General features: G+C 60.8%; 12 protein-coding genes, 1 tRNA gene, 2 rRNA genes, 1 pseudogene and 1 riboswitch. Of the genes and pseudogenes, 11 read left to right on the forward strand and 5 right to left on the reverse strand.

Going from position 1 to position 14,312, the window contains the following annotated elements:
• The 3 genes from F4U95_RS06510 to F4U95_RS06520 all read left to right on the forward strand — a co-directional run.
• Positions 1-112 (forward strand): 23S ribosomal RNA (locus F4U95_RS06510); the annotation flags it as partial.
• Between the two features lie 144 nt (positions 113-256).
• Positions 257-371 (forward strand): 5S ribosomal RNA (gene rrf, locus F4U95_RS06515).
• 93 nt (positions 372-464) lie between these two features.
• Positions 465-541, forward strand: a tRNA-Met gene (locus F4U95_RS06520).
• Positions 542-580: 39 nt separating this feature from the next.
• Here the strand turns inward: F4U95_RS06520 and F4U95_RS06525 are convergent.
• Both F4U95_RS06525 and F4U95_RS06530 read right to left on the reverse strand, forming a co-directional pair.
• Positions 581-2,689 (reverse strand): prolyl oligopeptidase family serine peptidase, encoded by a 2,109-nt coding sequence (locus F4U95_RS06525; protein ID WP_246171513.1) that lies wholly within the window; start codon positions 2,687-2,689, stop codon positions 581-583.
• A complete protein-coding gene (locus F4U95_RS06530; protein ID WP_150425055.1) occupies positions 2,689-2,982 on the reverse strand; it encodes a hypothetical protein in 294 nt (97 codons plus the stop codon). The genes F4U95_RS06525 and F4U95_RS06530 overlap by 1 nt, the downstream gene beginning before the upstream one ends.
• A 38-nt stretch (positions 2,983-3,020) precedes the next feature.
• Positions 3,021-3,131: riboswitch (TPP riboswitch) on the forward strand.
• 55 nt (positions 3,132-3,186) lie between these two features.
• Between F4U95_RS06530 and F4U95_RS06535 the strand changes: the two genes are divergently transcribed.
• The 7 genes and pseudogenes from F4U95_RS06535 to F4U95_RS06565 all read left to right on the forward strand — a co-directional run bounded on the left by F4U95_RS06535 (position 3,187) and on the right by F4U95_RS06565 (position 8,686).
• Positions 3,187-3,594, forward strand: coding sequence for a DUF2065 domain-containing protein (locus F4U95_RS06535; RefSeq protein WP_150425056.1), 408 nt, complete (start codon positions 3,187-3,189; stop codon positions 3,592-3,594).
• Between the two features lie 11 nt (positions 3,595-3,605).
• The gene (gene thiC, locus F4U95_RS06540; RefSeq protein WP_425505040.1) at positions 3,606-5,540 is read left to right on the forward strand and encodes a phosphomethylpyrimidine synthase ThiC; all 1,935 of its coding nucleotides are present in this window, start codon (positions 3,606-3,608) and stop codon (positions 5,538-5,540) included.
• A gap of 106 nt (positions 5,541-5,646) precedes the next feature.
• Positions 5,647-6,413 (forward strand): annotated as a pseudogene (locus tag F4U95_RS06545) (IS5 family transposase).
• 105 nt (positions 6,414-6,518) lie between these two features.
• Entirely contained in the window at positions 6,519-7,640 is a 1,122-nt protein-coding gene (locus tag F4U95_RS06550; RefSeq protein WP_150425057.1) for a TIR domain-containing protein, read from the forward strand.
• 40 nt (positions 7,641-7,680) lie between these two features.
• Complete coding sequence (locus F4U95_RS06555) at positions 7,681-7,908, forward strand: AbrB/MazE/SpoVT family DNA-binding domain-containing protein (protein ID WP_150425058.1); 228 nt, start codon at positions 7,681-7,683, stop codon at positions 7,906-7,908.
• 5 nt (positions 7,909-7,913) lie between these two features.
• Positions 7,914-8,321, forward strand: a complete 408-nt coding sequence (locus tag F4U95_RS06560) for a type II toxin-antitoxin system death-on-curing family toxin (RefSeq protein WP_150425059.1) — start codon at positions 7,914-7,916, stop codon at positions 8,319-8,321.
• A 44-nt stretch (positions 8,322-8,365) separates the two neighbouring features.
• On the forward strand, positions 8,366-8,686 hold the full coding sequence (locus tag F4U95_RS06565) for a LysR family transcriptional regulator (RefSeq protein WP_232015757.1): 321 nt from the start codon (positions 8,366-8,368) through the stop codon (positions 8,684-8,686).
• A gap of 151 nt (positions 8,687-8,837) precedes the next feature.
• On the opposite strand, the gene F4U95_RS06570 is transcribed toward F4U95_RS06565, so the two are convergent.
• On the reverse strand, positions 8,838-9,542 hold the full coding sequence (locus tag F4U95_RS06570) for a DUF6891 domain-containing protein (protein ID WP_150425060.1): 705 nt from the start codon (positions 9,540-9,542) through the stop codon (positions 8,838-8,840).
• 400 nt (positions 9,543-9,942) lie between these two features.
• Here F4U95_RS06570 and F4U95_RS06575 point away from each other — a divergent pair, with 400 nt between their 5' ends.
• Positions 9,943-11,787 (forward strand): ABCB family ABC transporter ATP-binding protein/permease, encoded by a 1,845-nt coding sequence (locus F4U95_RS06575; protein ID WP_150425061.1) that lies wholly within the window; start codon positions 9,943-9,945, stop codon positions 11,785-11,787.
• A gap of 18 nt (positions 11,788-11,805) precedes the next feature.
• Here F4U95_RS06575 and F4U95_RS06580 read toward each other — a convergent pair whose 3' ends face one another.
• Together F4U95_RS06580 and F4U95_RS06585 are read right to left on the reverse strand one after the other, a co-directional pair.
• On the reverse strand, positions 11,806-12,201 hold the full coding sequence (locus tag F4U95_RS06580; RefSeq protein ID WP_120251405.1) for an acyl-CoA thioesterase: 396 nt from the start codon (positions 12,199-12,201) through the stop codon (positions 11,806-11,808).
• Positions 12,201-14,249 carry a S9 family peptidase gene (locus F4U95_RS06585; RefSeq protein ID WP_425505041.1) on the reverse strand — a complete coding sequence of 683 codons (2,049 nt, stop codon included), beginning with the start codon at positions 14,247-14,249 and terminating at the stop codon, positions 12,201-12,203. The genes F4U95_RS06580 and F4U95_RS06585 overlap by 1 nt, the downstream gene beginning before the upstream one ends.
• Positions 14,250-14,312: the final 63 nt, after the last annotated feature.

Genomic DNA, 14,312 nt, shown 5'->3' on the forward strand with positions numbered 1-14,312 from the left:
CCTCAAGATAAGATTTCTTCGAGCCGTCGTAGACCACGACGTTGATAGGCTGGATGTGGAAGTGCGGTAACGCATGGAGCTAACCAGTCCTAATTGCTCTTATCGCGCTTAAGAGTCCCACCATCAACATCAGCACTGGCAACAGTGACGATGCTTGATCGTACGGTCGTTAAGCCAGCCCAGATATATAAATTACACACATACCAAATTGTGCACGGCATCGATCAAAAACCCAATATATGCGCCAGCTTCATTGCTTGGTGACCATAGCGTCTGTGACCCACCCGATCCCATCCCGAACTCGGCCGTGAAACCAGTCTGCGCCGATGGTACTATTGCTCAAGCACTGGAAGAGTAGGGCGTCGCCAGGCATTGAAGCTCGCGCATATATCGGACACAAAAAACCCATTCATAAGTCTTGTAAAAGGGCGGCGTCGAAAGACCCGCCCTTTTCCCATTGGTGACGCGGGATGGAGCAGCCCGGTAGCTCGTCAGGCTCATAACCTGAAGGTCGTAGGTTCAAATCCTACTCCCGCAACCAAATGAAAAAGCCCGCCAATCCGGCGGGCTTTTTGCTTATCTACTCCCCCTCCAGAAACCGGCTGAAATACACCATCTGCATCGCCTGCAATCGCGCACCCTGCGCAATGTCGGCGTCGCCAGAATGGCCGCCGGCGGTATCCTCGTAAAAATAATAGGGCAGCCCATAATCCTTCAGCCGCGCCGCGAATTTGCGCGCATGCTGCGGACCCACGCGGTCGTCCTTCGTCGTCGTCCAGATATAGGGCGTGGGATATTTCACGCCCTTGCGGATGTTCGCATAGGGCGAAATCTTCTCCAGAAATGCCTTCTCCGTCGGCACCGACACGCTGCCATATTCGTCCACCCAGGACGCGCCGGCTGCGATCTGCTCGTACCGGACCATGTCCAGCAACGGCACCTGGATCGTCACGGCGTTCCACAGTTCGGGATGCTGGGTGAATTCCACCCCCATCAACAGCCCGCCGTTCGATCCACCATAGATACCGAGCCGCCGGGGCGAGGATAATTTGCGCGCGAATATGTCCTGCGCCACCGCCGCGAAATCATCATAGATGATCTGCCGCTTCGTCTTCAGCCCCGCCTCATGCCAGGCCGGGCCGAATTCACCGCCGCCGCGAATATTCGCCAGCACGAAGCTGTTGCCTCGCTCCAGCCACAGCTTGCCCGTGCTCGCGGCATAGCTGGGCGTCATAGCAATCTCGAACCCGCCATAGGCGGTCATGATCGTCGGGGTGGACCCGTCGGGCTTCATGTCCTTGCGATGGACGATGAAATAGGGAATTTTCGTCCCATCGCTCGACGTCGCCTCAAATTGATCGACGGCCAGGCCCTGCGCATCGAAACGGGCCGGCATCGCCTTCACCTGAGTCGGAGCAGGGTGGTTGGCATCCAGCGCCCAGAGCGTCGTGGGCGACAGGAAGCCGGCCACCGACAGATAGGCGTTGTCATTCTTGTCGGTCGCGCTGGCGATCGCGATGGTCGCATTGTCGGGCAGCGCCACCGGCATGCTCGTCCATTTGCCGCTTCCCGGCGTTAGCACGAGCACCCGCCCACGCACATTATCGTTGATGGCCAGGATCACCCGGTTCTTCGTCGCCGCCACGCCGTCGATCGACTGGCGGGCATTGGGCGCGAACAATATCTGCGGCTTGAGCGTCTCGCCCGCCTCCAGCGCCTGCAATGGCACGGCCGCCAGCGATCCTGCCGGCACGGTCACGCCGCCGCTTTCCCAAAGCTCGCTGGTCTGGATCAGCACCTGTCCCTGCACCATGCCCTGCAACTGGCTCTTGGCGGGGAGGGGGAGCCTCTTCACCCCTTCGCCCGTGACGAGGTAGGTTTCGTTGCCGAAAAAGGTCACGCCGCGATAGAGAAAGGCCGCGCGATTGCCCGATCCGTCCGACAACAGCATCGGGAAGGTGCCGACCTGATCGCTGGCCGCGCCGCGATAGATTTCCTGCGCCGCCGACAAAGGTTGCCCGCGTTGCACCAGCTTCACCACGAAGGGATAGCCCGACTTGGTCATGCTGCCTTCGCCCCAGTCGCGGGCCAGCAGCAGGGAGTCCTTGTCCAGCCACGCTTCATTCTGCTTGGAGGTGGGAATATCGAAACCGCCCTGCACGAACGCGCCCGACACCAGGTCGAACTCGCGCAGCGTCACCGCATCCTCGCCACCGTCCGACAGGTTGATCAGCGCCAGCCGCTCCTCGGGATCGAGGATGGTCGCACCCTTCCACACCCATTTCTTGCCGTCCGCCTTCGACAGGGCGTCCAGGTCCAGCACCGTCGTCCAGTGCGGTGCATCGGTCGCATAATCGGCTTCCGAAGTGTACCGCCAGATACCCTGCGGATGATCGGCGTCGCGCCAGAAATTATAGACGCGGCCATGGATCAGCATCGGCATGGCGATCCGGTCCTTGGCCGATGCGATGGCGAGCGCGTCCCGATAGTAACCGGCATAGCGCGGATCGCCCTGTAGCGCGGCTTCTGTCGCCTTGTTTTCCGCCTCGACCCACTGCATCGCCCGCGGCCCGGTCCAGTCCTCCAGCCAGATGAAGGGGTCATCCGCCGGCACAGCGGAGGGGGTAGGGGGCACGCCGGCCCCGGTCAGCATCGCGGCAGTCACCAACAGCATCATCCTCTTGTTCATCAGCGCTTATCCCCCGGCAAAGTGAATCGCCCCTTCATATAGCGGGCGCGCAACACGGCGCTCGCTATCAGCAGGGGTAACGCGCCCAGCATCAGCAGGCTCCCGATCAGGCTGGGCGACCAGCCCCACAGGCTGTGCAGGCCAAAGGCCGCGGGCGCCATGACCAGCAGGAAGCCCAGCGTCAGCAGCCACAGTCCCCATCGGCGCGGCCGCACCGCCACCATGCGCATTTCATGGCGCCAGGCCTTGCGGCCAGCCTTGGTCGACAGATCGGGGGGCGGGGTATCGAACATAAGCTGCTGGACCTTGTGCCGTTTCGCCCCTATCCTGTCCAGCATCCCCGGGGGACCGCGCACAAGCGGTTGAGAGGCAGCTGAAGTGGCTGCGACCCGTCGAACCTGATCCGGCTGACACCGGCGTAGGGAGGGAACGGCTTGTGTAATCCGCAAACCGCGTCCGCCCTGCGTCTTTGAGAAGAGACGAAAGAGAGGCGGCCCATGGATACGATTTCCGTTCTGACGCTGCGCCTGGCCGAAATTTTCGGCCTCTACATGATCGTCATCGGCATTGGTGGTCTGGCCAGCCCGCCGCGCTGGCGGGCGGTGATGGACGATCTCAACCGATCGCCGGGCCTGGTCGTGGCGCTGGGGTTCGCCGTCTTCGCGGTCGGCGGCACGCTGGTCCTGATCCACAGCATATGGACCGACCCGCTCGCCGTCATCGTCAGCCTGATCGGCTATGTCGCGCTGATCGAGGGCGCGATGTTGCTTGCCGTGCCCGGCCCGCTCATCCGCATCGGCCACTGGTCGACCGGCTTCATCCGCGTCTGGGCCGGCATCGCGCTCATCCTCGGCATCCTCCTCTTCCTCGCCGGCCTCAACGGCCGCGCCACCATTTCCGTCTGAAAGGCTAATCCATGGCAGATGTCCCCGCCCGCACCGAGATGACCGAAGCCGAAGGCTTCATCGGCCGGCAGGCCGCAATGACCGTCACCACTGGTTCCATTCGCGGGTCGAAGAAGATCCATGTCGGCCCGCGCAAGGTCGCAATGCGCGAGATTCATCTGGAGCCGGGCAGCGGCGAGCCGCCGGTGCGCGTCTATGACACGTCCGGTCCCTACACTGATCCCGATGCGCGGATCGACATCATGGCGGGCCTGCAGCAATTGCGCCGCGACTGGATAATCGAGCGCGGCGATGTGGAAGACTATGACGCCCGCGCGATCAAGCCGGAGGATAATGGGCTCAAGGGCCCCGACCGGTCAGGCGGCGTGCAACCTTTCCCGAACGTCGTGCAGCGACCCCTGCGCGCCAAGCCCGGCGCCAATGTCTCCCAGATGCACTATGCCCGGCGCGGCATCATCACGCCGGAAATGGAATATGTTGCGGAGCGCGAGAATCTGGGCCGCGCGCGCCTCGCCGAATATGTCCGTGACGGCCAGAGCTGGGGCGCGTCCATCCCCGACTATGTCACCCCCGAATTCGTCCGGGACGAAGTCGCCCGCGGCCGCGCCATCATCCCGTCGAACATCAACCACCCGGAATCCGAACCGATGGCGATCGGCCGCAATTTCCTGGTGAAGATCAACGCCAATATCGGCAACAGCGCGGTCGCCTCCGACGTCGCGGCCGAAGTCGACAAGCTGGTCTGGTCGATCCGCTGGGGCGCGGACACGGTGATGGACCTGTCCACCGGCCGCAACATCCACGACACGCGCGAATGGATCTTGCGCAACTCGCCGGTCCCGATCGGCACCGTCCCCATCTATCAGGCGCTCGAAAAGGTCGGCGGCATCGCCGAAGACCTGACATGGGACGTTTTCCGCGACACGCTAATCGAGCAGGCGGAACAGGGCGTCGATTATTTCACCATCCATGCCGGCGTGCGCCTGGCCTATATCCCGATGGCGGCTAAGCGCGTCACCGGCATCGTCTCGCGCGGCGGCTCCATCATGGCGAAATGGTGCCTCGCCCATCATCGCGAAAGCTTCCTCTACGAGCATTTCGACGAGATTACCGAGATCATGAAGGCCTATGACATCGCCTACAGCCTTGGCGACGGCCTGCGCCCCGGCTCCATCGCCGACGCCAACGACGAAGCGCAATTTTCCGAACTCTACACGCTGGGCGAACTGACCCACCGCGCGTGGAAACAGGATGTGCAGGTGATGATCGAGGGGCCGGGCCATGTGCCCATGCACAAGATCAAGGAGAATATGGAAAAGCAGCTGCAAGTGTGCGGCGAAGCGCCTTTCTATACGCTTGGGCCGCTCACCACCGACATCGCGCCGGGATACGACCATATCACCAGCGGCATCGGCGCGGCGCAGATCGGTTGGTATGGCACGGCAATGCTTTGCTATGTCACGCCCAAGGAGCATCTGGGCCTGCCCGACCGCGACGACGTGAAGGTCGGCGTGGTGACGTACAAGCTGGCCGCCCACGCCGCCGACCTGGCCAAGGGCCATCCCGCAGCGCAGGTCCGCGATGACGCGCTCAGCCGCGCCCGCTTCGAATTCCGCTGGCGCGACCAGTTCAACCTGTCGCTCGATCCCGAAACCGCCGAACAATATCACGACCAGACGCTCCCGGCCGAAGGCGCCAAGAGCGCCCATTTCTGCTCCATGTGCGGCCCCAAATTCTGCTCGATGAAGATCACGCAGGAAGTCCGGGATTTCGCGGCCAAAAAGAACCAAGCCGCCGACGGCTTCCTGGAAGCGGGCCTGACCGGCGCGGAAGTGGCGCAAGCCAGCAAGGCCGCCGCGCTCAAGGGCATGGAAGAGATGAGCAGGCTCTTCAAGGCAACCGGCAGCGAACTCTATATGGGCGCTGGCGGTAGGGAGCATGATTGAATGAATACGGGAATTGCTTTAGGTTTCGTGGACAAAGCTTGACGAGAGACTCACGCGCTGATTCAAGGCTGTCTTTTGGGAGGCAGAGTTGGGGGAGCGGATTGGAGTGTCGGATGAAGAATGGTCACTGATCGGCCCGCTGTTGCCATCCGAGCGAGGCCGAGGGTGTCGTCCGTCGCAAGACAACCGGCTATATTTTGAAGGTATGATGTGGATGGCGCGGACGGGTGCCCAGTGGCGCCACCTCCCCGATGAATATGGCAAGTGGAACAGCGTGTTCCGGCGCTACCGACGGTGGGTTGAAACCGGGGTGTTCGATGCGATGCTCGAAACGTTCGCAGAAATGGCAGGCCGCGATGGCACCGCCGACATGATCGATAGCACCGTGGTTCGAGCACATCATTGTGCAGTCGGCATAAAAAAGGGACTCAGGAAACCGAGGCGCTTGGCCGATCGCGCGGCGGGTTCACCACCAAGCTCCACGCCAGATGTGATGCTCAAGGGCGTCCACTCGGATACGTCCTGACGCCAGGGCAAACCCACGATGTGCACGGGTTTGCGCCCCTGTTCCGGATGATCAGCGACAAGATCGAGGCGTTCCTTGCGGATCGCGGTTACGATGCCGACGCTATCCGCGAAGAGATCGCCAAAGCCCATGTCGAGGCGGTAATCCCCGCCAAAAGCAACCGCCGCGACCCGATCCCCCATGACCGCGTCAAATACAAATGGCGCAACCTCGTCGAACGGCTCTTCAACAAGCTGAAGAACTGGCGCAGGGTCGCCACGCGCTACGATAAAACCCGCGAGTCCTACCTTGGCTTCGTCGCACTCGCTTCAATCAAACTGTGGATACCCTTTGTCCACGAAACCTAGCTCAGCCCTGAAATTTAAGTTGTCATAACGGATGGGTTACATAACTTGAATCAGTTTGTGGAGTCGGACATCTTCCCTATCTGTTCTAGAAAGTTGGGGAATTTCGTGGCGAAGCAAACCGAAAAGGCGACTGAGAATCTCAAAGCAAAACGAGTGCAAGTGAGTCAGATTGATGTGCCGGCTTATGCGCTTGGTGATGCTCTTCGGGTAGCGGTTGCTATAGCCGATAATTATGCATCTGCTCCAACCAAGCCGCTCGAAGTTGCGGCGGCAATGAACCTCGCGCCTGCTTCGAGCCATTTTAAAATGCTAACCGGATCATCCATTGCTTATGGACTTACGAGCGGCGGATACAATGCTGCTGAAATTGCGCTTACCCCTTTAGTCCAGCGGATTCTAAACCCTCTAGAAGAAGGTGAAGACCTCCATGGGAAACGTGAAGCACTACTGAAACCGCGAGTGGTTGGGGAGTTTTTGAACAAATATAATAATAGCCCTCTCCCGCCCGATAGCATTGCATACAATGTCTTAAACAGCATGGGAGTACCGAAAGAACGTACCGAAGCTACGCTGAAGCTTATCGTGGAGGGAGCCTCATCTCTCGGCCTTGTCCAAGAGATAAAGGGCAAAAGGTATATAAACTTAACACGGCGCAACGAGACGCTCGTGCCAAGTGCATCGGACCAAAAGGGTTTGGAAGATTTGGTGGAACGGAATGAGCCAAAAATAGAGAATGCGGAACACCAGCCACCCCCCTCTGAGGATTTTGAGCGGCACCTAAGATCGACGGCCGTAAACAAGAAAGTATTTATTACGCACGGTCGAAATAAAGGCTTGGTAGATCCTATAAAGAAGCTTTTGGCGTTTGGTGAATTAGAGGCTGTTGTCTCTGTAGAGCGTCAGTCAGTATCCCAACCTGTTCCCGAAAAGGTTATGAATGATATGAGGGATTGTGGCGCAGCAATCATTCATGTTGAAGGGGAAATGACACTTATTGATTCAGATGCTAAAGAACATGTGGTGTTGAATCCAAATGTACTGATTGAGATCGGTGCTGCAATGGCTTTGTATGGTAAAAAATTCATTCTTTTAGTCAAAGAGGGTGTTAAATTGCCTTCAAATCTTCAGGGTCTTTACGAGGTTCGGTATGAAGGTGATGCAATGGATGGAAATGCCACAATCCGCCTCCTTGAGGCTATAAATCAGCTTAAAGCATTACCTAAGTAAGCGATTTGCCGATGTATCGCAAAAATGTTATAACGCCTGTATGAACATACCCCTCAAAATTACGAAGATCGGCAACAGCGCCGGTGTTATCCTGCCCAAGGAACTGCTGGCGCAATTGCGGGTCGGACCGGGTGATACGCTGTACGTAACCGAAGCACCTGACGGCGCTCGCCTTACCGCTGCCGATCCAGATTTTGCGTCGAAGATGGCGCTGGCCGAGCAGATCATGCGTGAGGATCGCGATATCCTGCGCGTGCTGGCAAAATAGGGGTCATGTCGACACTGGAAGAGGCGCGCCCGGAGCCGGTCTGGATCGAAAAAGCCGTTGCGCTTGCCATCCATGATCGCCAACTGGCCGAACATGGCGGTGGCACCGGTATCCGTGACGAAGGGATGCTGGAATCGGCGCTTGCCCGTCCAGTCAACCAATGGACCTATGGGCAGGATGACCGTTGCGCTCTCGCTGCGGCTTATGCCTTTGGCGTCGTGCGCAACCACCCCTTTGTCGACGGCAATAAGCGCACTGGTTGGGTGCTGGCGCGCCTCTTCCTTGCGCTTAATCAGGTTGCTCTGTCTTTCGATACGGCCGATGCGACCCGGACCATGCTGGGCTTTGCCGCCGGGGATGTGGATGAACAACAGCTCGCCCACTGGTTCCGCCACAACCGTGCCTCGGCCTGACACGCCCCTTTCCTATTAGGAAATCCTCTGATCTATCCTCATGGATGGAACAGACTTCTCCCCCCAATCCGCCCGCTTGCCCCGCCAAAAAACGCCGCGCCCGCTGGACGCCCGCGTTGCAGGCCAGCTTCCTTGGCACATTGCTCCACACCGGCAGCGTTCGCTACGCCGCGCGCGCGGTGGGCATGTCGCCGTCCAGTGCGCATCGCCTGCGTCGCCGCCTTGCCGGCACGGAGTTCGATCGCAACTGGGCGGAAGCGCTGATGTTGCATGAGCGCACGATGCATCACCCGCTGGCCGTATATATGGGCAGTGGTGGCGCTGCGTCCATAATAGGAAGGGGGGCGTCGCGAGAGCGTGTGTGAAGCCTGGCGAGCGCCATCCAAGCGCCTCGCGAAAGCTTCGCGAGCGCTTCGGGCGCAAAAGCCGTGCTACGGTGTGAACTTCGGCGCTCAGGCACGATCGCCGATCGGATGCACCCATCCGATAACCGGGACATCGCGTAAAACCGATATTCTAGTCCTGGATCAGCACCGCGCTACGCCGCTTCTTCCATTCCAGCGACACGCCGATGCGCTGCTCCAGCCGCCCGTCCCAGCGCGTGGTCAGCCCATGCGCCTCCAACTGCTCGACGATGCGATGGCCGATCGCGACCGCCTTGTCCTCGCCCTGGTCGCAGGCGCCATAGTTGAGATAAAGGCCATGGCCCTCGACCGCGGATTCGGTGTCCTGCATGTGGAAAAAGGCGTAGCCCTCCACGCCCAAGCCTTCATCCTGCGCCGCTTCGATCTCGTCCCAGATTTCGGACGCGCCGCATGTGCCGCAGCAGGTGAAATTCTGCCGCGCGACGATGCCTTCCTCTTCCAGTGCCTCGAAGGCGGCATCCAGCCGGTCGCAATCGGTCATTTCCGACCAGTCCCGCTCGGCCGCGCGATGATCGGCCAGCGCCGCGCGCAGCGCCGCCGACGCCTCGACCCGCAACAGCGGCCGGGGCAATTCCTCCTCGAACACATCGTTGGCGTTGGTCAGGATCGCGTCATCGTCGAAAAAGCCGCCAGCGACATCCCGCCGCACCAGATCGCGCAAAGCGGCGACCGGATCATAGCTCGGCGCGGCGTTGCCAGTCGAATTAGACGTCGGGGCAGGGCCTTTCGCCTCGCATATCTGGTCGTTACCGGCAGCCTGTTTTCCGAAAATCCGCTTCCACAAAGACCCGAACATGCGCCTGTCTTGCCTCCTGCGATGCGTCACGACGGCCCCATCATGCCGCGCTATGCCGCAAAGGAAAAGAGTCTAAAGCGTCGCTTTGTTCCGTTACGGGGGCGGTTCGATCACAATGACCCCATGATCCTTGCTCAACGGACCCGGTTTCGCCGCCATCGGGCCGAACCGCGCCTGGTCGGCAGTCCCGTCGATGACAGAGCCTTGCCGCCGCATATCGCGCAGCCATTCGGCCACGACGCAGGGCATCTTTCCGATAGGAACATGATTGCGCAATATTCAGTCGAGTTCAGCGGGAAATGTGCGAAGTTAAGCGCGACTTTTCCTATCGCTGGGCCGATCCGCATCCCCGGTGGCACAATCACTGGATTGCCGCGCTGCAACCCCTACATAGGGGCCGATGCCACCCTCCACGCCCGTCTCCACGCCGATCCCGCCCGTCTGGGCGACGCTGCGCCGCTTCCTGCCCTATCTGTGGCCGGCCGATTCTGCCGCGCTGCGCCGCCGCGTCGCCATCGCCATGGGGCTGGTGCTGCTGGCAAAGATCGTCAGCCTGGCCATGCCCTTCGCCTACAAGGCGGCGATCGACCGGATGGCGCCGGGCATGGAGCCGGCGGTTGGCCTCGCCATGGCGCTGGTCGCCACCTATGCCGGCGCCCGTTTCGCCAGCGTCCTGTTCGACAATCTGCGCAATGCCGTGTTCGAAAAGGTCGGGCAGGAGGCTGGACGGCGCTTGGCGGACGATGTCTTCGTCCATCTGCACCGCCTGTCGCTGCGCTTCCACCTCGACCGCCGCACCGGCGCCGTGACCAAGATCGTGGAGCGCGGCACCAAGAGCATCGACACGATGCTCTATTTCCTGCTGTTCAACATCGCGCCGACCGTGCTGGAGCTGGTCGCGGTCTGCATCATCTTCTTCGTCAAATTCGGTGCCGGACTGGTCGTCGCCACGCTCGTCATGGTGGCGCTCTATATCGGTTTCACCCGCACCGTCACCGAATGGCGCAACCAGCTGCGCCGCGACATGGTCGACATGGACACCAATGCCGTCGCCCATGCCGTCGACAGCCTGCTCAATTTCGAAACGGTCAAATATTTCGGCGCCGAACAGCGGGAAGCGACCCGCTACGGCACGGCGATGCGCCGCTATGCCAAGGCGGCGGTCAAGAGCGAGAACAGCCTCGCCTGGCTCAATATCGGCCAGTCGCTCATCACCAACCTGATGATGGCGGGCGCCATGGCCTATACCGTCTGGGGCTGGAGCCGGGGGCAGTTTACCACCGGCGACGTCGTGCTGGTCAATACGCTGCTCAGCCAGCTGTTCCGGCCGCTCGACCTGCTCGGCATGGTCTATCGCACCATCCGCCAGGGGTTGATCGACATGGAGGCGATGTACAAGCTGATCGACACGCAGCAGGAAATCGCCGACCGGCCCGACGCCCCGGCGTTGCAGCCGCATGGTGGCGCCGTTCGCTTCGATCATGTGCGCTTCGGCTATGATCCCGAACGCGAAATCCTGCACGATGTCAGCTTCACCGTGCCGGCGGGCAAGACCTTGGCGATCGTCGGCCCCTCGGGGGCGGGCAAATCCACCATCGCCCGCATCCTGTTCCGCTTCTACGATATCCAGTCGGGGCAGGTGTCGATCGACGGGCAGGATATCGCCGGCGTGACCCAGGCCTCGCTGCGCGCCGCGATCGGCATCGTGCCGCAGGACATGGTCCTGTTCAACGACACGGTCGGCTATAATATCGGCTATGGCCGGGAAGGGGCGAGCCAGGCGCAGATAGAGGCGGCGGCGAAATCGGCCTCCATCCACGACTTCATCATGGACATGCCGCAGGGCTATGCAACGCGGGTCGGCGAGCGCGGCCTCAAATTGTCGGGCGGCGAAAAACAGCGCGTCGCGATCGCCCGCACGTTGCTCAAGGATCCCCCGGTACTGGTGTTGGACGAAGCGACCAGCGCCTTGGACAGCCGCACGGAAACGGAAATCCAGACCGTCCTGCGCGACATCAGCCGCAAGCGCACGACCCTGGTGGTGGCCCACCGCCTATCGACCGTGGTCGATGCGGACGAAATCATCGTGCTGGACAAGGGCGTGATCGTGGAGCGCGGCCTCCATGCCGACCTCGTCCGCGCCGACGGACTCTACGCCCTCATGTGGGCACGACAGGCCGCCGAGCGGGAGGAGATGCCGGCCGAACCGGGCATAGCGGATATGTTCGAGGTCGTCCGACCCTGACCGATCCTCTGAACGGGGTCAGTCGATGAAGTTGGCCGCCACCTCGGCCGGAACCCGCAGGATTCGGCCGGTCGCCTTGTCGATGATCGCCCAGGTGGATTTGGCCGAAACCTTCACCTTGCCGTCCGGCCCGGTGAACTCGATCAGCCGATCGAACCGCGCCCCCCGTGGCGGTTCGGGAATCCATGTCCGCGCCGTCACCACGTCACCCTGCGTCACATTGCCGCGATAATCGACCTCATGCCGGGTCACGACCCAGATATAGGCATCGACATGGGCGGGATCGGCATCCTGCCGCCAATGCTCGACCGACACCTGCTCCATCCACTGGACCCAGACCGCATTGTTCACATGGCCCAGTTCATCGATATGCTCGGGACAGGCGGTGATCTGCTTGGTGAAACTGGACGCCATCAGCCCTCCACACCCAATTGCCACAGGATGAAGGCGAATTCCTCCGCCGTCTCATGCAGGCTTTCAAACCGCCCCGACTTGCCGCCATGGCCCGCGCCCATATTGGTCTTGAGCAGCAGGATATTCTGGTCCGTCTTGGTCGCGCGCAACTTCGCGACCCACTTCGCCGGTTCCCAATAGGTAACGCGCGGGTCGTTGAGGCCTGCCGTGACCATCAGCGGCGGATAGGCCTGCGCGCTGACATGGGTATAGGGATCATAGCTCTGGATGGTGCGGAATGCCGCTTCATCCTCGATCGGATTGCCCCATTCGGGCCATTCGCCCGGCGTCAGTGGCAATGTTTCGTCCAGCATGGTGTTGAGCACATCGACAAACGGCACATGCGCCACCACGGCGCCCCACAGGTCGGGATCGGAATTGATCACAGCACCCATCAATTCGCCGCCGGCCGATCCGCCAGAAATGCTGATCTTGCCCTTCGACGAATAGCCGAGATCGATCAGCCCCTTCGCCACATCGACGAAATCGGTGAAGGTATTGACCCGCTTGTCCAGCTTGCCGTCCAGATACCATTGCTGGCCCAGGTCATCACCACCGCGAATATGGGCGATGGCAAAGGCGAAACCGCGATCCAGCAGCGACAGGCGACTGGTCGAAAAGCCCGGCTCCATCGCCATGCCATAAGCGCCATAGCCATAAAGATGCAGCGGTGCGCTGCCGTCGCGTGGGAAATCCTTGGGATAGACGATCGATACGGGAATCTGCGTGCCATCGCGCGCCACGATCATCAGCCGCTCGGCCGCATAGCCGGTGGCATCATAGCCCGACGGGATTTCCTGGACCTTCAGCACCTCCAACGTACCTGTCGCCAGATGATAGTCGTAGATGGTGTCCGGCGTGACCATCGATTCATAGCCGATGCGCAGTTTCGTTACGTCATATTCTGGATTGTCGTCCAGCGAAGCCGAATAGCTGGCTTCCGGGAAAGGGATGCGTTTGGGCGTGTGCGTCGCATAATCGCGCAATTCGATCTGGTCGAGGCCGTCTTGCCGCCCTTCGGTGACATAGAAGCCCTTGAACAGCGTGAAATCGGTCAGGTAGAAATGCGCGTCGGCTGCGATCACCTCTTGCCACTGGTCGGGCGCGTCCAGCGTCGCCTTGACCAGCCGGAAATTGGGATGGCTGTCATTAGTCTTGATGTAGAGCGTGCCCTCATGCTCATCGACATCATATTCGCGGCCGGCCTTGCGCGCTGACACCAGCAGCGGCGTCGCGGTCGGGTCGTCGGACGGGATCAGCCAGGCTTCGCTGGTCACATGATCGCCGGTCGCGATGACGATCCACTTTTCCGAAGAGGTCAGGCCGATCGAGACGCGGAACCCTTCATCATCCTCATGAAATAGGTCGACATCGCTCTCGATGCTCTGGCCCAGCCAGTGCAGCCGCGCATTGTCGGTCCGCCAATTGTCATTGGCCAGGCCGTAGAGCAGCCCCTTGCTGTCGGCCGTCCACACCAGCGACGACAGCGTATCCGGGATCACTTCGGGCAGTATCTCGCCAGAGAACAGATCCTTGATCCGCGCCTCGAACCGCTCCGAGCCATTGGTATCGATCGCGTAGGCCAGATAGCGGCCGTCAGGGCTGACCGACATGGCGCCCAGCCGGAAATATTCATGCCCCGCCGCCAGTGCGGGTTCGTCCAATATCAGTTGGTCGTCACCGCCGGCGGACGGCTTGCGATACCATTTGCGATATTGCGCCCCCGTCTCGAATGCGCGCCAATAGATATAGTCGCCATCCTTTTGCGGAACCGACTGATCATCTTCCTTGATGCGCCCCTTCATCTCCTGGAACAGCGTGTCGAGCAAAGGCTTGTGCGGCGCCATCGCCCCTTCGAACCAGCCATTTTCGGCCTCCAGATAGGCCAGGACATCCTTGTCCTTCACGTCGGGATAGCCCGGATCGCGCAGCCATGCGTAAGGGTCGTCCACCGTGATGCCGTGATGCGAGAAGCTGTGCTGGCGGCGGTCGGCGACGGGAGGCTGCATGTGATCGGTCATTAACTATCCATGGTTCAGACGGGGGCTGCGCTGGAATAAGCGCGCCTGTCC

It is taken from the genome of Sphingobium limneticum (assembly GCF_008710165.1).
Lineage (GTDB): Bacteria > Pseudomonadota > Alphaproteobacteria > Sphingomonadales > Sphingomonadaceae > Sphingobium > Sphingobium limneticum.